Genomic DNA, 21,218 nt, shown 5'->3' on the forward strand with positions numbered 1-21,218 from the left:
GGTCGGCACCGAGCAGAAGCCAGAAGGAGCCAGTCATGTCCGCCATCACCCGCCGCACCCGCCGTACCGCCGCCCTGCTGGCCGGCGCCGCGCTCGTGGTCCTCACCGCCACGGCCTGCGACTCGACCGGCGGCACGACCGTCTCCACCGAGGCCAAGCAGACCGCCGCCTCCGCCCCGGCGGCCGGCGACGCCGCCGCCAAGCCCGCCGAGAGCAAGGCCGCCGACACCAAGCCCGCCGAGGCGGCCAAGGCCCCCGCCAAGGTCGGCGACACCATCGCCCTCAAGAGCACCCTGGAGAAGGGCAACACCGCCGACGTCACCGCCCTGAAGGTGGTCGACCCGGCGCAGAGCACCAACGAGTACCTCACCGCGGCGGACGGCAAGCACTACGTCGCCGTGCAGTTCCAGATCAAGCCGACCGGCTCCAAGGCGTACAGCGAGGCGCCCTGGAGCAGCGCCAAGGTGATCGACAACCAGGGCCAGGCCTACGGCCCGACGCTCGCCGACACCAAGGCCGGCCCGTCCTTCCAGACCCCGACCAACATCGCCGCCGGCGAGACGGGCAAGGGCTTCGTGGTCTTCGAGGTCCCCGACGGCACCAAGCTCGACAAGGTCCAGTTCTCCCTGGACAACGGCTTCGCCGACCAGGTCGGCCAGTGGAAGATCGGCTGACGGCCCTGTTCACAGCCCATCAGTCCGAACAGCCCGAACCGACCGAACAGCCCGAACAGCCCGACCGGCCCGCCGCAACGACGACGGCGGTCCCGGGCGCCACCGCCCGAGACCGCCGCACTCCCTCCCGGAGGCCCGCTACTTCGCGGCCCCCGCCAGGTCGTCGAACATCGTCGACAGGAACTCCCGGCACCACGCCAGCAGCTCCCGCCCGACCAGCGGCTTGCCGCCGATCCGCCCGGTGGACGGCCGCGGCACCAGCAGCTGCTGGGCCGCCGCCTTCACCTGGCTGCGCGGGTAGAGCCGGTTCAGCCGCAGCTGCTGCGACTCCCGCAGCTCGACCGGCCCGAACCGCACGTTGGAGCCCTGAAGGGTGATGTCCGAGATGCCGCACCGCCGCGCGAACAGCCGCAGCGCCGCCACCATCAGCAGGTTCTCCACCGGCTCGGGCAGCTTGCCGTAGCGGTCGACCAGCTCGTCCCGGACCTGGGTGATGTCCTCCTCCGAGTTGACCGCCGCGATCGAGCGGTAGGCCTGGAGCCGCAGCCGCTCCCCCGGCGCGTAGTCGTGCGGCACATGGGCGTCGACCGGCAGCTCGATCTTCACCTCCAGCGGCTCCTCCTCCGGCTCGCCGCCGCCCGCCAGCGACTCCCGGAACTCGGCCACCGCCTCGCCGACCATCCGCATGTAGAGGTCGAAGCCGACGCCCGCGATGTGCCCGGACTGCTCGCCGCCGAGCAGGTTGCCCGCCCCGCGGATCTCCAGGTCCTTCATCGCCACGTACATGCCGGCACCCATCTCGGTGTGCTGGGCGATGGTGGCCAGCCGCTCGTGCGCCGTCTCGGTCAGCGGCTTCTCCGGCGGGTACAGCATGTACGCGTACCCGCGCTCCCGCCCGCGGCCCACCCGGCCGCGCAGCTGGTGCAGCTGGGAGAGGCCGAAGGTGTCGCCGCGCTCGACGATGAGCGTGTTGGCGTTGGAGATGTCGATGCCGGACTCCACGATCGTGGTCGACACCAGGACGTCGAACTCCTTCTCCCAGAAGTCGACGACCACCTTCTCCAGCTGGGTCTCGCCCATCTGCCCGTGCGCGGTGGCGATCCGCGCCTCGGGCACCAGGTCCTTCAGCCGGGCGGCCGCCTTGTCGATCGACTCCACCCGGTTGTGGATGTAGAACACCTGGCCCTCGCGCAGCAGCTCACGCCGGATCGCCGCCGAGATCTGCTTCTCGTCGTACGGCCCGACGAAGGTCAGCACCGGGTGCCGCTCCTCCGGCGGGGTGGTGATGGTGGACATCTCGCGGATGCCGGTGACGGCCATCTCCAGGGTGCGCGGGATCGGGGTCGCGGACATGGTGAGCACGTCCACGTTGGCCCGCAGCTTCTTCAGCTGCTCCTTGTGCTCGACGCCGAACCGCTGCTCCTCGTCGACGATGACCAGCCCGAGGTCCTTGAACCTGGTCTCCGAGGAGAACAGCCGGTGGGTGCCGATGACGACGTCCACCGAGCCCTCGAACAGCCCCTCCAGGACGGCCTTGGCCTCGCTGTCGGTCTGGAACCGGGAGAGCGCCTTCACGGTCACCGGGAAGTTGGCGTACCGCTCGGCGAAGGTCGAGAAGTGCTGCTGCACCAGCAGCGTGGTCGGCACCAGCACCGCCACCTGCTTGCCGTCCTGGACCGCCTTGAACGCCGCCCGCACCGCGATCTCGGTCTTGCCGTAGCCGACGTCGCCGCAGATCAGCCGGTCCATCGGGACGGACTTCTCCATGTCCGACTTGACCTCGGCGATGGTGGTCAGCTGGTCCGGCGTCTCCGCGTAGGGGAAGGCGTCCTCCAGCTCCCGCTGCCACGGGGTGTCCGGGCCGAAGGTGTGGCCGGGCGCCGCCATCCGGGCCGAGTACAGCTTGATCAGGTCGGCGGCGATCTCCTTGACCGCCTTCTTGGCGCGCTGCTTGGTCTTCGCCCAGTCCGCGCCGCCGAGCCGGTGCAGCGTCGGGGCCTCGCCACCGACGTACTTGGTGACCTGGTCGAGCTGGTCGGTCGGCACGAACAGCCGGTCGCCGGGGTGGCCGCGCTTCGCCGGCGCGTACTCCAGCACCAGGTACTCGCGGGTGGCGCCCTGCACGGTGCGCTGCACCATCTCCACGTACCGGCCGACGCCGTGCGCCTCGTGCACCACGTAGTCGCCGGCCACCAGCGCCAGCGGGTCGATGGCGTTGCGGCGCCGGGACGGCATCCGCCGCATGTCCTTGGTGGAGGACTTCTGGCCGGACAGGTCGGTCTCGGTGACCACGGTCAGCTTGAGCGCCTCGTCGACGAAGCCGTGCTCGATCGAGCCGCAGGAGACGTGCACGACGTCCCTGGTCGGCGCCTCGGACAGGTCGGCGACCAGCCGGGCCGGGATGCCCTCGTTGCCGAGCACCTCGGCGAGCCGCGAGGCCGGGCCGTGCCCCTCGGTCACCATGACGACCCGCCAGTCGGCGGTCAGCCGCTCCTTGGCGTCGGCGATCGCCCGCGCGGTGTCGCCCCGGTACGCCTCGACGGCGTGCATGCCGAGGGTCAGCGTGTTGGCGTCGGCCTCCAGCACGTCGTCCACCGAGGCGTCACTGGTCGCGAACGGGCTGACCGACCACCACGGCAGGCCGATCTCGGCGGCGTGCTCGCGCACCTCGGCGAGCGAGCGCAGCGAGGCCGCCGAGACGTCGATCGCCTCCAGGTCGATCGGCCGGTCGCCGCCGGCCGCGGCCGCCACCCAGGAGGCGTGCAGGAACTCCTGACTGGTCGCCACCAGGTCGGCGGCGCGGGTGCGGACCCGCTCGGGGTCGCAGACCACCGCGACCGAACCGAGCGGCAGCACGTCCAGCAGCAACTCCATGTCGTCGACCAGGACGGGCGCCAGCGACTCCATGCCCTCGACCGCGATGCCCTCGGCGATCCTGTCCAGGATCTCGGCCAGCCCCGGGTGCCCGGCGGCCAGCTCGGCGGCCCTGGCCCGCACCTCGTCGGTCAGCAGCAGCTCACGACAGGGCGGCGCCCACAGGCCGTGCTCGGCGATCTCCAGCGACCGCTGGTCGGCCACCTTGAAGTACCGGATCTCCTCGACGTCGTCGCCCCAGAACTCCACCCGCAGCGGGTGCTCCTCGGTCGGCGGGAAGACGTCCAGGATGCCGCCGCGCACCGCGAACTCGCCGCGCTTCTCGACCAGTTCGACCCGGGAGTAGGCGGCCGCGGCGAGCCGCCGGGCGATCTCCTCCAGATCGTGCGACTCGCTCCGCTGGACGGCCACCGGCTCCAGCTCGGCCAGCCCCTTCACCTGCGGCTGGAGCACCGAGCGCACCGGCGCCACGATCACCTGCACCGGCCCGGCCGCCGGGTCGTCGGCGCGCGGGTGGACGATCCGGCGCAGCACGGCCAGCCGGCGGCCGACCGTGTCGGAGCGCGGCGAGAGCCGCTCGTGCGGCAGCGTCTCCCAGGCCGGGAACTCGGCGACCGCGTCCGGCGGCAGCAGCGAACGGAGCGAGGCGGCGAGGTCCTCGGCCTCCCGGCCGGTGGCGGTGACGGCCAGCACCGGACGGCCCCGCTCCCCGGCCGCCTGCCCGGCGAGCGCGCGGGCGAGCGCGGCGATCGCGAACGGCCGGGCGGCGGGCGGCCCGACCAGGTCGAGGTGCCGGCGGCCGCCGGCCGCGGCACCGGTGGCGGTCGCGGCCTCGATCGCCTCGGCGAGGGCCGCGTCCCGCGCGACGACATCGAGCAGTCCGGTCAGGCTCATCTGGAGTCTCTTCTTCGTCCCGTGGCTGGTGCTGCCCAGGGGGCCGGAGGCCGGTCCGGGCAACGCGAACGGCCCGGCACGCCGAGCGGCCGGGGGTCTCCAGCCTACGCCGCGAGGCTGAGCCGCACCCGGCGCACGGCCGGGGGTGGGACGGGGGGTGGTGCGGCGCAAACGAACCACCGGCCGCGGGCCGCCGCTCCCGCCGTTGTGCGGACTGTTTCCCGGCCGTCGCGATCCGCCACGAACTGGACATACTCCTGTCACTGCCCGTCCATGGAGATCGCGCACCATGGAGAACGTGCCCGCCGCACCCAACCGTGGGGGATGGCTGCGGGGGCACGGTCGCACACCCGATGGGGGTCGGGCGTGCGAGGCCGGGCGGCCCTGGGTGGGGGCGCCCGCCCACGCGCCGGGAACCGTGGCGTCCTTTCCTGGAGGACGCCACGGGTCTCGGCCTCACTCTTCTCCGGGGCTCGCTCTTCTCCAAGGCCCAAGGCCCGGCCCTGCTCCGGGCCCACCGACGGGACACCGCGTTTCCGGTCCCTTCCGCCCCTTCCGCCCCTTCCGGCGCAATCCCGGGAAAACCCGCGCGGGCCGGTCCCGCTCCCTACCCTGATGTGAAGACCGTGTGGGGGACGCCCGGAGGGGCCAGGGGGCGTCGCGATGGAGGGGGTTCTTCGTCATGCGCGTTGTCATCGCAGGCCAGGGTTACGTGGGGCTGCCGCTCGCGGTCCGCGCGGCCGAGGTCGGCCACCGGGTGGTCGGCTACGACGTGGACGAGCGCCGGATCAAACGGCTGGCCGTCGGGGAGTCGTACGTCGAGGACATCCCGGCCGAGCGGCTGCGGCCGCTGCTGGAGAACGGGAGCTACCTGCCGTCCGCCGAGCCGTCCGACGTGGCCGGCTTCGACGTCGCGGTGATCACCGTGCCGACGCCGCTGCGCGACGGGGTGCCCGACCTGTCGTTCATCGAGGCCTCGGCCGCCCTGCTCGCCCAGCACCTGCGGCCCGGGGCGAGCGTCGTCCTGGAGTCGACCACCTACCCCGGCACCACCGAGGAGTTGCTCGCGCCGCTGCTGGAGGCGGGCTCCGGGCTGACCGCCGGACGGGACTTCCACCTCGGCTACAGCCCCGAGCGGATCGACCCGGGCAACCCGACCTGGCGGCTGGAGAACACCCCGAAGGTGGTCTCCGGGATCGACCCGGCGTCGCTGGCGGCGGTCGAGGGCTTCTACGGCGGGCTGGTCGAGCGGACCGTCCCGGTCTCCTCCTGCAAGGAGGCCGAGCTGACCAAGCTGCTGGAGAACACCTTCCGGCACGTGAACATCGCGCTGGTCAACGAGCTGGCGATGTTCGCGCACGACCTCGGCATCGACGTCTGGGAGGCCATCGACGCGGCCTCCACCAAGCCGTTCGGCTATCTGCGGTTCACCCCCGGCCCGGGAGTGGGCGGGCACTGCCTGCCGATCGACCCGTCCTACCTGTCCTGGCGGGTGGAGCGGGCGCTCGGCCAGTCGTTCCGCTTCGTCGAGCTGGCCAACGACGTCAACAGCCACATGCCCGACTACGTGGTCCGCCGGCTCGCCGAGGCGCTGAACGAGCGGCAGCGCTCGGTCAAGGGCTCGCGGGTGCTGCTGCTGGGGCTGGCGTACAAGAAGAACACCGGTGACGCCCGGGAAACGCCGGCCGCCCGGGTCGCCGAGCTGCTGGTCCGGATGGGCGCCGAGGTCCGGGCCGCCGACCCGCACGTGGTGGTCGGGGTGCACGTGCCCGAGCCGGTGATCCCCGGCCAGCGGGCCGCCGAGCACGACCCGCACGGGGACCCGTTCGGCGCGGTCCGCCGGGTGGAGGCCGACGCGGCGGAACTGGCGGCGGCGGACGCGGTGGTGCTGCTCGCCGACCACGACGACTTCGACTACGAGGCGGTCACCACCCACGCCCGGTACGTGCTGGACTGCCGGCGCCGGCTGGGCCGGGGCGCCGCCGCGGTCGAGGTGCTCTGACCCGTCGGAGACGGTGCCGGGCGACCGCACGCGCCCGGCACCGCGGGTCAGCGGGCGTCCTCGCCCGCGCGGGCCCGCGGGGCCCGTCCGCCGGTGGCTACCAGCGGGAGAGGTTGATGTCGTACATCATCACCTGGTGGCCGACGTGGCCGTTGAAGTCGTACTGCTCCCAGTTGAAGACCGTCCACGAGCCCATGCCGCCGCCGAGGTACGTGATGACCTTGTTGTTCCCGGCGTCGATCCGGTCGACGTTGTAGATGCGCACGGCCATCCAGCCGTCGTTCGCGAAACAGAGCTTCCCGGTGTAGCCGTAGTTGTAGACCTTCGCGAAATCGGTGCGGTTCCCGCAGTCGATCCGGTTGACGGCCTCGGCATTCGTCGCCGGCAACACCGTGGCGGCCGCCGCGGCGAGCACGGCGAGAGCGCCGATCCGGCGACTCCCGGCTTTTCCGGGTCGATACCCGGAAGAATGTTCCGAACGATTTGTGCGGCGAATCATGTGAACCCTCCGAAGGGGTAGCGGCTGCGACTCCAGAGGCTGACATGACGATGCACGGCCCAACAGTTCATTTCCGGCCAAGCCAATCACCCCGATGCCCGGCGGGCCGCCCCGCACAGGCATGCGCTAGGGTCCGAACAGTCCCGCCGTTCCTGAGGATCGGAGCTTCCGCTTGACCCGCCCGACGCATTTCGGACGATTCACCGCCACCGCTGCAGCGGTCGTTTTATCGGCCTTTTTCACAGGCTGCTCCGGAGCCTCCGGAGGGGGTTCCGCGGATTCCTCCCTGACACCGCCGGCGATCGACCAGGCAAAAGCCCCGGAATCCGGCCGGGCCGGAATGACCGGACTTCCGCTTTCCGCTTATCAGGCCGGCGACGAGGCCGCCGTGAAGGAGATTCAGGTGCGCAATGCGCTGGTCGTCTCCTGCATGCGCCGGGCCGGTTACGCCGGATTCAGCGGGGACGGCCTGCAACAGGCCCGGCCGCCGGACAACGCCACCGCCCTGCCGGCCGGCGCCTGGGGGTACCTCGGGGCGGAGGCCGCGGGCGTCCAGGGGTTCCACGCGCCCGCCCGGACCGTTCCCCCGGCGGGCGCGGCCCCGGCGGCCGGGGCCGGCGAGGCCTACGACGCCGCCCGGGTCGACTGCGACCGGCAGACCGCCGAACGGATCGGTTCGCCGCCGGGGCCGGGGGCCGAACTCATCGGACGGCTCTTCGCGGACTCGATGGCCGCCACCGGACGGGACGGCCGGGTCACCGCGGCGACCGCCGAGTGGGCCGGCTGCATGACGGCCGCGGGATTCCAGGCCGACGACCCGGCGACCTTCCCGGACCGCTTCCGCGCCTCGCCGCAGACCACCCCCGCCGAACTGGCCGCCGCCCGGGCCGACGCCGACTGCACCACCCGCACCAACCTGGCCGGGATCTGGTTCACCGTCCTGGCGGGCTACCAGCGCCAGCAGATCGACCGCAACGCCCCGGCCCTGGAGTCCCACCGCGAGGCCGTCCGGGCCCAGGACGCCAGGCTCACCCGGCTGCTCACCGAGGGGGACGCCGGTCCGACCCCGTGAGCACGGAACGCGTCGGGCCCCGGGCGCCGCGGAACGGCACCCGGGGCCCGACGGGGCCGGACGGATCAGCGGCGGTTGTAGCCGACCGTGTTCGGGGTGGCGTAGTCGCTGCCGTCGTCGATGATCACGATCTTCGGGATGATCCGGGTCTCCTCCTCGACGGGCCGCCCGGCCGCGGCGCCCGCGCCCTCGGCGGCCTCCGCCGCCACCACGGGCGGGCCGGCCGGGCGCGGCGGCACCGGGCCGGTGGCGACCGCGGCGGCCGGGGCGACCCGGCCCGGGGTGACTCTCAGCACCGCCGTGGCCGGCTCACCGGCGGGCGCCGGGACCGAATCCTTGCGCAGGTCGGCCCGCGGGTCCGCGACGACGGGCAGCGGGATCTCCCCGGTGTCCGCCTCCGAGTCCACCGCCGCGGCCCGGTCCTCCGGGGCCTGGTCCCCCGCAGCCCGATCCGCGGGCGCCCGGTCGGCCGGGGCCCGGTCGGCCGGCGGGGCGTCCGCCGGGGCGTCCGCCGGGGCGCCGTCGGCCGGCCCGGAGCCGGCGGTGAGCGCCACGGCCTCCAGCCCGGCGGAGTCCAGCGCCGCGGACTCCAGCGCCGCGGGCTCGATCGCACCGACCGCCGCACCCGTGAGCGAGGCCAGCGTCGCCTTGATGTGGTCGAGGTGCTGCTGCACCGTCTCCAGCCTGGTCGCGTACTCGCGCTGCTCGCGCTCGCTCGCCGCGTTGATCCGCTCGGCCTCGCGCCGGGCCTGCTCGATCAGCTGGTCCGCCCTGGCCTGCGCCTCGGCGTCGCTCTGCTTGATCTGGCCGAGCACCGTCTCGCGGAACTGCTCGGCCTCCTTGACCCGCCGCTCGGCGGTGGTGGAGACCGCCGCGTCCTCGGCGTCGGCCTCGGCCTGCGCCTCGGCGAACATCTCGTCGGCCTTGCGGCGCAGCTCGGCCAGCTTGGCCTCGGCCCGCTCGGAGGCCTCGGCGGCCGCGACCCGGACCTTGGCGGCGTGCGCGGTGGCGGCGTCCCGGACGGCCCGGACCTCGCGGTCGGTCTCGGCCCGGGTCGCCTCGGCCTCGGCCCTGGTCCGCTCGTCGGTGCGGCGGGCGGCGGCGTCGGCCTCGGTGCGGGTGGTGGTCGCGTACTCCTTGGCGGCGCGGTCGAGCGCCTGGCCGGCCTCGTACACCTCGTCGCGGAGGTCCTCGGCGAACCGCTCGGCCTTGTCGCGGACGGCGCGGGCCTCGGTCTCCGCCATCCTGGCCAGGCCGGCGGCCTCGTCGCTGAGCACCTGGTAGTCGGGCTCGGGGGCGTCGGCGGCGGCCTGCTTGATCTCGGCCAGCCGGCGCTCCATCTCCCGGAGTCCGGCACCGAGCACGCTCAGCCGTTCCCACCCCTCGTCGCGCTGCGCGGTGAGCGCGGTCAGGGCTCGGTCGACCTGCTCCGGCGCGTAACCGCGCCGGGCAACGGTGAAGCCGTACTGGGGGACGGCGTCGCTCATGGTGGGCTCTTCCCCTCGTGTCGCGGGCTGCGGAGCCCATGATCGGACGGATCGGTCTGCTCGGGAACCAGGTCGGGGAACCCGGTCGGGATTGGGGCATCGGGCGGATCGAAACATGTCGAGGATGGACGCTTGCGACCATCCTCTTGACCTATTTTGCGCGGATGTGGACGAAACCCCAACGAGGCACCGCCGCGGCGGTACGCCGAAGGGGCCGTTCCGGGCACCGGAACGACCCCCTGCCACCTGCGCGGATCCGGCACGGCCTGCTTAGAGCAGACCGTCCCAGAACTGCTCCAGCAGCACGGCCCACCAGGTGTCCGCCGACTGCAGCGCAGCCGGGTCGATCGCGGCCAGCTGGGCCTGGAAGTCGGTCGTCCAGCGACCGGCCTGGTCCGGGGTCAGCCCGTACCGCAGCCGCCACATCCGGCCCAGCAGGGCCAGGGAGCGGACGAGTTCCGGTACACCCGTGTTGACGAACCGGGGGGGCTCGCCGGTTCCTTCCAGGTCCACCGCGACCACGTGCGCGGTGCCGTACTGCACGCAGAGCTGGCGGCCGTAGTCGTTGCCGAGCACCAGGTAGCCGCCGAAGTCCGGGCCGCCCGGCAGGCCGCGCTCGGCGGCCAGCTCGGCGAGCGTCGGGATCGGCCGGCCCTCCTGGGCCTGCGCCCAGAAGAACGGTCCGAACTCGCGCGGCAGGCCCGACCACATCAGCGTCTGCGCCACCGGCTCGGGCACGCCCTGGCGGGCCACCGCGCGCTGCTCGAAGCGGAACACGTTCGGCCCGAAGGCCTGCCCGAGCTCCTGGGCGAGCTGCTGCGGCGCGAGCGGCGGCAGGGGCGCGACGGTGCCCGGCGCGGGCGGCGGCACCCGCAGCGGCCGGACCCGCTGCGGGCCGGAGGCCAGCTGGTGCAGCTCGTCCAGGTGGTCGAGCAGCTGGGCCATGCCGGCCTGCCGGGAGTGGTGGTCGCGGCCGTAGTCGGCGGTGTGGGTGAGCCGGACGTTCGGCCAGGAGGCGGCGATCATCCGGTTGCAGTACCCGCCGGGCAGGTCGCAGGACTCCAGCTCGGTGTAGAGCTCCAGCACCTGCTCCGGCGGCACGTTGAGCCGCCGCAGGTCCTGGAGGATCTTCCACTCCGGGTGCGGGGTGCCGGGCTCGCTGCGGTGCAGCAGCTTCTGCTCCGAGCCGTCCGGGCCGCGGTAGCTGAGCGCGGCGAAGTAACCCGGGCCGACGGCGGGCACGCCGGGCGGCACCGGGGCGCCCTGCGGCGGCCCGGGGACGGGCGCCGGCGGGGCGGCCGGGGCCGGGGCCGGGGCGGGCGCCGGGGCGGCGGCGGGCGCGGGGCCGCCCGGGTAGCCGTAGCCGGCCCCCGGGGCTCCGGCGGGCGCGCCCGCGCCAAGCGGCGGCGGGACGGCCGGGCCGCCGGACGGCGGGGTGCCCGGGTCGGCGGGGGCGCCGGCGAACAGCGCCGGGTCGATCGCGCCGGCGAGCTGGGTGCGCTCGTACGCCACACCGCCACCCGGTGCAGGCTGGGCGGGCGCGGCGGGCGGCGCGGCCGGGGCGGCGCCGGGCCGCAGACCCGCCGGGGGCGGGGGCGGCGGGGTGCTGACGGCGTTGCGGCCGCCGGCCGCGGCGGGGGCCGGACCGGCGCCGCCGCGCAGCCCGGCGGGCGGGGGCGGCGGCGGGGCGGAGGCGGGGTTGCGGCCCAGCGCGCCGGGAGCGGCGCCGGCACCGGGGCCGGACGGGCCGCCGCGCAGCCCCGCGGGCGGGGGCGGCGGCGGGGCGGAGGCCGGGTTGCGGCCCAGCCCGCCGGCCGGCGCGTCGGCGTGCGGCGGCACCGGGGCCCCGGGCCCTGGCGCGCCGGGCAGGCCCGCCAGGCCGGGCAGGCCGTCGGGCGAGGCCAGCATGGTCGGGGCGTGGTCGACGGCGGCGCCCTGCGGCGGGACGGGCGTCCCGGGCGCGGGCGTCCCCGGGCCGCCGGGCCCGGGTGCGCCGGGTGCGCCGGGAAGACCCGCCAGACCGGGCAGGCCGTCCGGCGGCGCCAGCAGCGTCGGCGCCGGCTCCACCGCCGCGGCCTGCGGCGGGACGGGCGTCCCGGGCACGGGCGTCCCGGGCACAGGCGTCCCGGGCACAGGGGTGCCGGGACCACCGGGCACGGGCGCGCCGGGCAGGCCCGCCAGCCCCGGCAGACCGCCCTCCGGCAGCAGCACGGTGGCGGCCTCCGAACCGGCCCGCGGCTCGCCGGGCAGCCCGGCGCCGTTGGTGCGCAGCCCGTCCGGCAGCAGCACGGTGGCCGCCTCGACACCCGCGTGCGGCGCGGGCGGGCCGGCCGGCTCGTCGTGGCCGGGCGGCGGGGCGAGCATGGTCGGCGCGTCCCCGGCGGGCCGCTCGGAGGCCGGCGGCGTGGTCAGGACGGCGGGCGCGGGCGGGTCCCCGGCCTCCACCGGAACCGGCGGCACGGCGGGCGGCGCCACCGACGGGGCCGGCGGCGCGGGCGCAGCCGCCGGCGGCACGGGCGCAGCGGGCGCGGCGGCCGCCGGCGCCCCCGTCCCCAGCCGCTCCGCCTCCGCGGCGAGCGCCGCCTCGCCGGCCTCCTGGAGCCACTGCGGCGGGCTGAGCAGGAAGGACGTCGCCTCGACCGGCCCCGGCGCGGGCCGCGCCGCCCCGGCCGGGTTGGCCGCCACCGGCCGCCCGTAGGCCTCCTCGTACTGCCGGACCACCTCGTTGACGGGCAGCGCGGGCCAGAGCGTGCTCGCACCGGAGTCCCGGGCGATCACCAGCCGGGCCTCCCCCTCGGCTCCGCCGGCACCGTCGCCGGGCTGCACCGCCCAACAGACGAAGCCCAGGTCGAACTCCCGGACCCGCACCTCGCGCTGCCGCTCCTGCGGCACCCCGCCGTTGATCCACTCCTCGGCGAGCTCCTGCGCCTGCGCGTACGTCACCACGCCCGGTTCACCCCTGTCCCCATCGTCCCCGCTCGTTCCAGACCCTCGACGACCACCGCGGACGCCACGTCAGCCCACCGGGACGGCGCGGGCGAAGCCGCCGTCCACCATCAGCCCGGCGACCGTCTCCAGCTCAGCCGGACTGCCCGCCAGCCGCAGCAGGAAGGCGTCGAAGTCCTCCCCGCAGGGCAGCAGCAGGCGCCCGACCCGGTCCTCGGCCGCCTCGGGCGCCCCGGAGTCGCGGGCGTCGTCGTAGAGGCAGAACCAGACCGACCCGGCCCGCTCGCCGCGCACCTTCAGCGCCACGATGCCGCCCTGGGCGTAGGCGATGCCCAGGTAGTCCTTGGTGAGGTGGTCGCGCAGGCACTTGTTGGCGTAGACGACGTCCTCGGTGCCGTACTCCTCGGTGAGGGTCAGGAACGGCTGGTCGAGCAGCAGCCCGAGCTCCGGGTCGAGCGCCACGCCGACCGGGGCGCGGCCGCCGGCGAGCTTGAGGAAGGTCCGGTAGGCGCCGGGCAGCCGGTGGCCCAGCCGCTCCTCGGCGCGCTGCACGAGGTCCTCGGAGACGCCGATCGGGTCGCCGCCGTCCTTGGCGAGCGAGAAGTGCACCGGCCGCTTCTCCTGCAACGGCCGGGTGCCGCGGCGCGTGTGGTCGGCGGAGGAGGTGGCCAGGCCGCCGTGGTGCCGCAGCAGCGCCTTGACCTCGACCGGGACCAGCTCCATCCGCCGCCAGCCGGGCGCGGCGCCGCCGACCGCGTGGTGCCAGGTCCAGCCGGGCGGGGTGGCGACGGCGGTCTCCAGGTCGGCCCAGAGGGGGTGGCCCTGGGTGAACAGCGCGGCGTTGGCCGAGACGTGGTCGGTCAGCCGCAGCTCGTCGACGCCGAAGCCGGCCGGCGGGTCGGCGACCTCGGCCGCCGCGGCGGCGTACGGGCCGAAGTCCGGGTAGCCGTGCTCGTCCACCCTGACCCCGGCGGGGTGCCGCTCCGCGCGGACCGGGTCCGGGAACTGCACCACCTGACCTGCGTACGCCGCGTTCGGTGCGGCGGCGACGCCGGGCCGACCTGTCGTCATCTGGGAGCCCCCACTGGCTGCTGCATGTTCTCGGTGCGCTTGTCGGCAACCAGCGTAGGGGGTGCGCCCGCGGCCCGGCCCCCCGCCCGCCGCGCCCGTGGGTGACCGGTGGACGGCGGGTACGCGGCCGGGGGGTGGCCGGCGGGTGCGCCGGCTCAGGCCGCCAGGGCCTTGGCCAGCACCTCCACCACCCGCTCCTGCTGCGCGGCGGTGATCTGCGGGTACAGCGGCAGCGTCAGCAGCTCCCCCGCGGCCCGCTCGGCGACCGGGAACGCCCCCTCGCGGTACCCGAGGTGCCGGAACGCCGGCTGGAGGTGGACCGGCACCGGGTAGTGCACGCCGGCGCCGATCCCGGCCGCGTTCAGCGCGGCCAGCAGCGCGTCCCGCCGCCCGCGGCCGGCGGCGACCCGGACCGCGTAGAGGTGCCAGACGTGCTCGTTGCCGGGCGCGGTGCGCGGGGTGACGATCCCCTCGGTCCCGGCCAGCAGCCGGTCGTAGCGGGCGGCGGCGGCCCGCCGGGCCTCGTTCCAGGCGGGCAGCCGGCGCAGCTTGGCCCGCAGCACGACGGCCTGCAAGGCGTCCATCCGGGAGTTGAAGCCCAACCGCTCGTGGACGTACTTGCGCGCCGAGCCGTGGTCGCCGATCAGCCGCACCGCGGCGGCCAGGTCGTCGTCGTCGGTGACGACGGCGCCCGCGTCCCCGTAGGCGCCGAGGTTCTTGCCGGGGTAGAAGCTGGTGGCGGAGATCCGGCCGTACCGGGCCCGGCCGTCCTGGCGGGCGCCCTGGGACTGCGCGGCGTCCTCCACCACCGGGCGCCCGTCGGCCAGCTCCAGCAGCGCCGCCATCGGGGCGAGCTGGCCGCAGAGGTGGACGGGAAGCAGCGCGACGGCGTCCGCGAGCACCTCGGCGACCCGGGCCGGGTCGATCAGCAGGTGGTCGGGGTCGGCGTCGACCGGCACCGGGCGCAGACCGGCCCGCTGGACGGCCTCGGCGGTGGCGACGAAGGTGTTGGCGGGCAGCACCACGCCGCCGCCGGGCGGCAGGTCGAGGGCGCGCAGGGCGAGTTCCAGGGCGTCGGTGCCGTTGGCCGCGCCGACGCAGTGCCGGGCGTCGGAGAAGGCCGCGTACTCCTCCTCGAAGCCGGCCACCTCCGGTCCCTTGACGTAGCCGCCGCCGGCGAGCACCCGGTCGAAGCCGGCCCTGACCTCCGCCTCGATCTCGGCGTGCGCGGCCGTGAGGTCGACGAGCGGGACGGGCTGGTCGGTGGTCATCCTGTGGTCTCCCCTGGGCCGGTCGGTGGGCATGGCGGGCGACGGACGGAGGTGCGGCCGGGCTCAGCCGAGCGCGGCGCGCAGGGCGGCCGCCACCCGGTCCTGCTGCTCCTCGGTCAGCGTGTGGAACAGCGGCAGGATCAGCGAGCGCCGGGTGAGCAGTTCGGTGGCGGGCAGCGGCACCCGGGCGGTCCCCTTGTACGGGGCCTCCAGGTGGGCGGCCATGATGCCGCGCCGGGCCGAGACTCCGGCCGCGGCGAGCCGGGCCAGCAGTTCGGACCGGTCCGGGGCGCCGTCGGGCGGCAGCACCCAGCAGGACTGGTAGTTGGTGGTGCCGTGCTCCGGGTCGTCGACCGGCCGCAGTCCGGTGCCGGCCAGCAGGTCCCGGTAGCGGGCGGCGAGTTCGCGCCGCCGGGCGACCATGGCGGGCAGCTTGCGCAGCTGCACCAGGCCGACGGCGGCCTGGACGTCGGTCATCCGGTAGTTGAAGCCGATCTCGTCGTACGTCTCCAGCACGCCCGCCCCGCCCGCCGAGGCGTGCCGGTCGGCGGCCGAGACGCTCATCCCGTGCTCGCGCAGCCGCCGCAGCCGGGCGGCGAGTTCGCCGTCCCGGCAGGTGACCATGCCGCCCTCACCGGTGGTCAGCAGCTTGCGCGGGTGGAAGGAGTACGCGGCGAGGTCGGCGCCCGCGCCGGCCGGCCGGCCCCGGTACACCGAGCCGGCCGCGCAGGCGGCGTCCTCGACGACGGTGACGCCGCGCGGGGCGACGGCGGCCCTGATGCCGTCCAGGTCGACCGGCACCCCGCCCTGGTCGACCGCGATCACCGCCCTGGTCCGCCCGGTGAGCAGCGGCTCGACGGTGGCCGGGGTGAGGTTGCCGGTGGCCGGGTCGACGTCCGCGAAGACCGGCACCGCGCCGACGTAGGTGACGGCGTTGGCGGTGGCGATGAAGGAGAGCGAGGGGACGACCACCTCGTCCCCCGGCCCGACGCCCGCGCCGATCAGCGCCAGGTGCAGCGCGGTGGTGCAGGAGGAGACCGCGACGGCGTGCTCGACGCCGAGGTACCCGGCGAAGGCCCGCTCGAACGCGGCGACCCGGGGGCCCTGGGCCACCCAGCCCGAGCGGACCGCCTCGGCGGCGGCCTCGGCCTCCTCCTCGCCGAGCCAGGGCACCATGACCGGGATGGTGGGCGGGACGGTGGTGCTGGACACAGGCGCGCTCCGGGCGTGGCTCAGGGGTGGTCGGGGACGGGAAGGAGGGCTACTGCTCGCGCCACCAGGCGACCAGCCGGCGCAGGCCCTCGTCGAGGCCGAGTTCGGGCTTCCACCCGAGGTCGCGCTCGGCGGCGGAGATGTCCGCGAGCCGCCGGACCACACCGCCGGCGGTGCCCCGGGCCGGGCCGTGCTCGACGCCCAGGTCGGTGCGGTCCATCGCGGTGAGCAGCGCGTCGGCCAGGCCGCGCAGCGAGACCTCGCTCGCGCTGGCGATGTTGTAGACCCGGTCGGTGACGGGCGCGGCGGCGGCCAGCAGGTTGGCCCGGGCGATGTCCTCGGTGTAGACGAAGTCCATCGTCTGCGCGCCGTCGCCGAAGATCAGCGGCGGCTGCCCGGCGGCTATCCGCTCCATCCAGCGGATGAACACCTCGGTGTAGCGGCCGTGCACGTCCATCCGGGGCCCGTACACGTTGAAGTAGCGCAGCGCCACGTAGTCCAGGCCGGCCATGGCGTGGAAGGAGCGCAGCAGCCCCTCGTTGAAGACCTTGGCGGCCCCGTACAGGGTGTCGTTGTTGTAGGGGTGGTGGGTCTCCGGCGTCGGGAAGACCTCGGCGAGGCCGTAGACGGAGGCGGTGGAGGAGGCGACCAGCTTGCCGACGCCGACCTCGGCGGCGGCCTCGACCACGTCGAAGGTGCCGTCCACCATGACCTCCAGCGCCAGCCTGGGCTCGCTCGCGCACTGGGTGATGCGGATCGCGGCCAGGTGGAACAGCAGGTCGGTGCCGGGTTCGAGCAGCCGGCGCAGCAGCGCGCGGTCGCGGATGTCGCCCTCCACCATCCGCAGCTGCCCGGGGGCGGCGATCCGCTCGGCGTGGCCGAGGTTGGCCGTCCGGCCGCGGACCAGGTTGTCGAGCACGACCACCTCGCGGGCGCCGGCCTCGATCAGCTGGTCGACCACGGTGGAGCCGATGGTGCCGGCGCCTCCGGTGACCAGGCAGCGGGAGCCCTCGATCTGTACAGCGTTCACCGCGTGGCGGACCTTTCCTGAGCTTCGGACAGTGCGGAGTCGAGGCCGATGCCCACCGGGACGGTGGCACCGCCGAGTTCGAGGCTGAGCGAGGCCGCCTCCAGCAGTTGGAGCACCCGCAGGCCGGCCCGGCCGTCGGTGAGCGGGGCGCGGCCCTCGGTGATGGCGGCGGCGAACTCGGCCATCACGTTGCGCAGCGCCTCCTGCTCGACCAGGGCGGGGGCGACCATCGAGCCGACCCGGTACGAGATGAGCGCCCGGTGGCGGATCGCGTCGGTCAGCTCGTCGGGCGGGGTGAGGTCCACGCCGCGGTCGTGGACCGCGAGCCTGGCCTGCGGGTTGAGGTCGTCCCAGACCAGGGTGCGCCGCGAGCCGCCGATCATCGTGGTGCGGACCTTGGTCGGCGAGAGCCAGTTGACGTGGCAGTGCGCCAGCGCGCCGTTGCTCAGCCGGACGGTCAGGTAGGCGACGCAGGCCCGGCCGGCGCCGATCGGGTCGGCCGCCTGGGCGGAGACGCCGACGGGTTCGACGCCCGGCGGCAGGACGAAGTCCAGGATCGACAGGTCGTGCGGGGCGAGGTCCCAGAGCACGTCGACGTCCGGCTGGACCAGCCCGAGGTTGATCCGCACCGAGTCGAAGAACTGGACGTCGCCGATCTCCCCGCCGTGCACCAGTTCGCGGATCCGGCGCACCACCGGGGTGTAGCAGAAGGTGTGGTCGCACATCAGCACCAGTCCGCGCTCGTCGGCGAGCGCCACCAGTTCGGCGGCCTCCGCGGCGGAGGTGGTGATCGGCTTCTCCACCAGGACGTGCTTGCCGGCCTCCAGCGCGGCCCGGACCAGCCGGTGGTGCGCGGCGGCCGGGGTGGCCACCGCGACCGCGGCGACCCGGTCGTCGGCCAGCACCTCCTCGAAGGAGGTGGTGGCGCGGACGGTGCTGTACTCGCCGAGCACCCGGCGGGACCTCGCCTCGTCCAGGTCGCAGAGCCAGTGCAGGCGCAGCGCCGGCGTCTGCTGCGCGTTGCGGACGAGGTTCGGGCCCCAGTAGCCGGCCCCGACCACCGCGATCCCGATCCGGCGGGCCGGTGCGGGCGGCGGCGGTGTGCCCGGAGTGGGCACGTGCTCACCCGGTGCCTCGTTGGCGGTTTCCGTCTCCGTCATCGCAAGACCCCCCTTGCCAGGCATCGGGGCCCCCCGGCCCCGGCGGCCCCAACGGCCATGGCGAGCAAGGGCGTTGCCGTTTCCCCCCGGAAACCCCCACCGGACCGGCCGACCCCTTGGGCTCGCTGCTGGAACGCTACCGGCCGTCGCGGCGACCCGGGGGCGGATTCGGGAAACCCGGGGACGAGTGGTGATGATGCCGTGCGGATCCGGCCAACATTGCGTGCCCGCCCGCCGGTCGGCCGCACCCGCCGACCCCCGGATGTGCGGTTGTCAGTGTCATTTGACAGGCTGGCCCCTGACAGCCGTGCCACACCGGGCCGGGCGGAAGGGCCGGGCGGGAGGCGGACGGACGGACGACGAGCGGGACGACGAGGAGGGCGACGCGCCATGACCACCGGGGAACCGGCCGGGCCGCCGGTGCTGCACCACCACCGCGACAGCCTGCTGCCCGCCGTCGCCGCCGCGCTGTCGCTGAAGGGCGGTGAGGTGCAGACCCTGGCCGGCGACAAGTCGGACCGCCTCCCCGTGCTGCACCCGCTGGTCGGCGGCTTCCTCGACGCGCTGCCGCCGGAGCACCGCGAGCGCTTCACCGGCCGCTGCCCGGAGGCGGTCCTGCTCTCCCGCTACCTGACCACGGTGGACGGCCGGCGCTCCAAGCGCGCCGCCCGCAAGCCGATGAGCCTTCACGAGGCGCGCAAGGCGCTCAAGGGCGCCCGGCTGACCACCGTGCGGATCCGCGAGGAGCACGATCCCGCGCACGGCACCCACGCACCGCCGTGCCGCTCCTGCGCGCCGCTGCTGGAGCACTTCACCGTCCAGAGCGTGGTGGTCGGACCGGCCGCCGCCGGCTGACCGGTCCGCCGGACGGCCGCCCCCGCGCCGGCCGTACGGCGCACCGCCCGTCCCCCGTCCCCGAGCCACCGGAGCCCGTCCTGAATCCGCCCGCCCCCTCCCCGACCCCGACCGCGCCGCCGGCCTCGTCCGGCGGTCCCGCGCTGCGCACCCGCCCGCGCTTCCCGGCCGACGTCGCCGCCGAGCTCAAGGCGGCCGGCTGGCACCCCGGACGCTGGCAGATCCGGCAGGCCGAGGAGTGGGCCGACGCCCTGGTCGGGTACGGCAGCCCGGCCGGCGTCCAGCACGCGGTGTTCCCGGCCGCGGTGGAGGCCTGGGCCGAGTTCGGCGGCCTCGCCTTCGACCTGGCCGGGCCGGGCCGGCAGCTGGCCCGCACGCCGTTCCTGGTCGACCCGCTGTGCGGCCTGCACCAGCCGCGCACCCTGGCCGACCTGGGCCGCGCCCTGGACACCCGCCTCGCCCCGCTGGGCGAGGAGGCGTACGGGCAGGCGCTGCTGGCGATCGACGAGGAGGGCCGGGTCTACAGCCTGGACCACACCGGCGAGTGGTTCCTCGGCCACGGCGTCGACCAGGCGATCTCGGCCCTGGTCCTGGGCACCCTCCCGGAACGGCTGCGCACCGCCGAGGACGGCTGAGCGAGGGCCCAGGACACGTCCGACGGTTCGCGCCCCGACGGGAACTGTCGGACGCGCCCTAGACCAGCCGGTCCTGGCGGACCGCCAGCCGGGACGGCAGCACCGCCTCGACCCGGAACCCGCCGTCCCGCTCCGGCCCCGCCGAGAAGGTGCCGCCGAGCGCGACCACCCGCTCGCGCATCCCGACCAGCCCGTTGCCGCCGCTGGGCAGCGCGGCCGCGGCCCGCTCGCCGCCCGGGCAGGCGTTCACCACGCTGACCCGCACGCCGTTCGGCGCGTACGCCAGCAGCACCGACACCTGTGCGCCGCCGGCGTGCTTGTGCGCGTTGGTCAGCCCCTCCTGCACCACCCGGTACGCGGTCTGCTCGGCCTCGCCGGTGAACTCCTGCCGGCTGCCGCTGACGGTCAGGGTGACGGCCATCCCGGCCGCCCGGGACTGGTCGACCAGCCGCGGCAGCCCGGCCAGCGAGTCCGGCTCCGGCCCGCGCTCGTCGGACATCCGCAGCACGCCGAGGATCTCCCGCAGCTCGTTGAGCGCCTGCCGGCCGACCTCGCCCATCAGCTTGGCGCTCTGCGCCGCCTTCTCCGGGTCCTTGGCGGCGATCCGCTCCAGCGCCCCGGCGTGCACCACCATCAGCGAGACCCGGTGCGCCACCACGTCGTGCATCTCCCGGGCGATCCGGGTGCGCTCCTCCAGCCGGGCCCGGCGGGCGCGCTCCCTGGCCTGCTCGGCCAGCAGGTCCAGTTCGGTCTCCAGCCCGTGCGCGCGGTCCTGGAGCGACTCGATCAGCCGTCGCCTGGCACCGACGTACAGGCCGGTCACCACCGGCACCGCGGTCGCGCCGGCCGCCATCAGCAGCGACAGCACCACCTGGCCCCAGAACGGCGGCTGGTCGACCACCGGTTCGCCGGGATTGGCCATCGACATCAGGATGACGCCGGCCGTCTCGGCGTAGGCGAGCGCCGAGAGCGCCACCACCCGCCGCCGGCGCGAGGGCCACTCCCAGGTCTCGGCCAGCGTGTACAGCGCCACCAGCAGCAGCACCATGCTGGGCACGGCCGGCATCACGAGCAGCGCGACCACCACCGGGACGGCCGGCCAGCGCCGGCGCACCACCAGGGTGGCGCCGGCCAGCGCGGCGAACATCCCGACCCCGATCTGGGCCGCCGCGCCGAGGTGGATCCGGCTGCCGATGTAGGCGATCGAGCTGGCCGCGCACTCCAGTGCCGCCACGGCGGCGAGCCCGGCGTCCAGGAGGGCGCTGCGCCGCCGCGGCCACCACAAGAACGACGACCGGTCCCGCATGCGCTCCCCAGGCGACTTGCTCATGCCCCACAGACTACGGCGCGCCCCGGGCCCGCCCCCACCGGGTCACGCCGGGAGGGCGCGCGGCCGCCCGCCGGGCTTCCCGCAGTGGTCCAGACCACATACGGTCCCGGGGCATGTCTGTCCGCCATCCGGCCACTTCGCGGACAGCGCCGCGGCCGACACCTATGCTGGTCGCGTCGGACAGCGCGGTCCGCACGCGTCACACC

The 21,218-nt window shown here is 75.3% G+C and carries 15 protein-coding genes; 5 read left to right on the plus strand and 10 right to left on the minus strand.

Annotation, left to right across the window (positions count from 1 at the left end; genetic code table 11):
• Positions 1 to 35: 35 nt before the first annotated feature.
• A complete protein-coding gene (locus ACFZBX_RS00450) occupies positions 36 to 674 on the plus strand; it encodes a DUF4352 domain-containing protein (RefSeq protein WP_391530456.1) in 639 nt (212 codons plus the stop codon).
• Between the two features lie 138 nt (positions 675 to 812).
• Here ACFZBX_RS00450 and mfd read toward each other — a convergent pair whose 3' ends face one another.
• Positions 813 to 4,442, minus strand: coding sequence for a transcription-repair coupling factor (mfd, locus tag ACFZBX_RS00455; RefSeq protein ID WP_391530458.1), 3,630 nt, complete (start codon positions 4,440 to 4,442; stop codon positions 813 to 815).
• A gap of 682 nt (positions 4,443 to 5,124) precedes the next feature.
• Here mfd and ACFZBX_RS00460 point away from each other — a divergent pair.
• Positions 5,125 to 6,444 (plus strand): nucleotide sugar dehydrogenase, encoded by a 1,320-nt coding sequence (locus ACFZBX_RS00460; RefSeq protein WP_391530459.1) that lies wholly within the window; start codon positions 5,125 to 5,127, stop codon positions 6,442 to 6,444.
• Positions 6,445 to 6,541: 97 nt separating this feature from the next.
• Here the strand turns inward: ACFZBX_RS00460 and ACFZBX_RS00465 are convergent, their stop codons facing one another.
• Positions 6,542 to 6,859, minus strand: a complete 318-nt coding sequence (locus ACFZBX_RS00465; RefSeq protein WP_391530460.1) for a beta/gamma crystallin domain-containing protein — start codon at positions 6,857 to 6,859, stop codon at positions 6,542 to 6,544.
• 487 nt (positions 6,860 to 7,346) lie between these two features.
• Here ACFZBX_RS00465 and ACFZBX_RS00470 point away from each other — a divergent pair, with 487 nt between their 5' ends.
• Positions 7,347 to 8,015, plus strand: coding sequence for a hypothetical protein (locus tag ACFZBX_RS00470; RefSeq protein ID WP_391530462.1), 669 nt, complete (start codon positions 7,347 to 7,349; stop codon positions 8,013 to 8,015).
• Positions 8,016 to 8,080: 65 nt separating this feature from the next.
• On the opposite strand, the gene ACFZBX_RS00475 is transcribed toward ACFZBX_RS00470, so the two are convergent.
• The 7 genes from ACFZBX_RS00475 to ACFZBX_RS00505 form a co-directional block, all read right to left on the minus strand.
• Positions 8,081 to 9,502 carry a hypothetical protein gene (locus ACFZBX_RS00475; protein ID WP_391530464.1) on the minus strand — a complete coding sequence of 474 codons (1,422 nt, stop codon included), beginning with the start codon at positions 9,500 to 9,502 and terminating at the stop codon, positions 8,081 to 8,083.
• A 270-nt stretch (positions 9,503 to 9,772) separates the two neighbouring features.
• Positions 9,773 to 12,448 (minus strand): SUKH-4 family immunity protein, encoded by a 2,676-nt coding sequence (locus ACFZBX_RS00480; RefSeq protein ID WP_391530466.1) that lies wholly within the window; start codon positions 12,446 to 12,448, stop codon positions 9,773 to 9,775.
• Positions 12,449 to 12,517: 69 nt separating this feature from the next.
• On the minus strand, positions 12,518 to 13,519 hold the full coding sequence (locus tag ACFZBX_RS00485) for an SMI1/KNR4 family protein (protein ID WP_391530468.1): 1,002 nt from the start codon (positions 13,517 to 13,519) through the stop codon (positions 12,518 to 12,520).
• A 155-nt stretch (positions 13,520 to 13,674) separates the two neighbouring features.
• Positions 13,675 to 14,790 (minus strand): DegT/DnrJ/EryC1/StrS family aminotransferase, encoded by a 1,116-nt coding sequence (locus ACFZBX_RS00490; RefSeq protein WP_391530470.1) that lies wholly within the window; start codon positions 14,788 to 14,790, stop codon positions 13,675 to 13,677.
• A gap of 63 nt (positions 14,791 to 14,853) precedes the next feature.
• On the minus strand, positions 14,854 to 16,002 hold the full coding sequence (locus ACFZBX_RS00495; RefSeq protein ID WP_391530471.1) for a DegT/DnrJ/EryC1/StrS family aminotransferase: 1,149 nt from the start codon (positions 16,000 to 16,002) through the stop codon (positions 14,854 to 14,856).
• A gap of 49 nt (positions 16,003 to 16,051) precedes the next feature.
• Positions 16,052 to 17,032, minus strand: a complete 981-nt coding sequence (locus tag ACFZBX_RS00500) for an NAD-dependent epimerase/dehydratase family protein (protein WP_391530473.1) — start codon at positions 17,030 to 17,032, stop codon at positions 16,052 to 16,054.
• Complete coding sequence (locus tag ACFZBX_RS00505; RefSeq protein ID WP_391530474.1) at positions 17,029 to 18,192, minus strand: Gfo/Idh/MocA family protein; 1,164 nt, start codon at positions 18,190 to 18,192, stop codon at positions 17,029 to 17,031. Before ACFZBX_RS00505 ends, ACFZBX_RS00500 begins: the two co-directional genes overlap by 4 nt.
• Positions 18,193 to 18,582: 390 nt before the next feature.
• Between ACFZBX_RS00505 and ACFZBX_RS00510 the strand changes: the two genes are divergently transcribed.
• Entirely contained in the window at positions 18,583 to 19,047 is a 465-nt protein-coding gene (locus ACFZBX_RS00510) for a YwqJ-related putative deaminase (protein WP_391530475.1), read from the plus strand.
• A gap of 143 nt (positions 19,048 to 19,190) precedes the next feature.
• Positions 19,191 to 19,682, plus strand: coding sequence for an SUKH-3 domain-containing protein (locus tag ACFZBX_RS00515; protein WP_391531019.1), 492 nt, complete (start codon positions 19,191 to 19,193; stop codon positions 19,680 to 19,682).
• Between the two features lie 58 nt (positions 19,683 to 19,740).
• Here ACFZBX_RS00515 and ACFZBX_RS00520 read toward each other — a convergent pair whose 3' ends face one another.
• Positions 19,741 to 21,012, minus strand: coding sequence for a sensor histidine kinase (locus ACFZBX_RS00520; RefSeq protein WP_391530477.1), 1,272 nt, complete (start codon positions 21,010 to 21,012; stop codon positions 19,741 to 19,743).
• Positions 21,013 to 21,218 lie beyond the last annotated feature (206 nt).

The organism is Kitasatospora sp. NPDC008115 (assembly GCF_042957205.1).
GTDB lineage: Bacteria > Actinomycetota > Actinomycetes > Streptomycetales > Streptomycetaceae > Kitasatospora.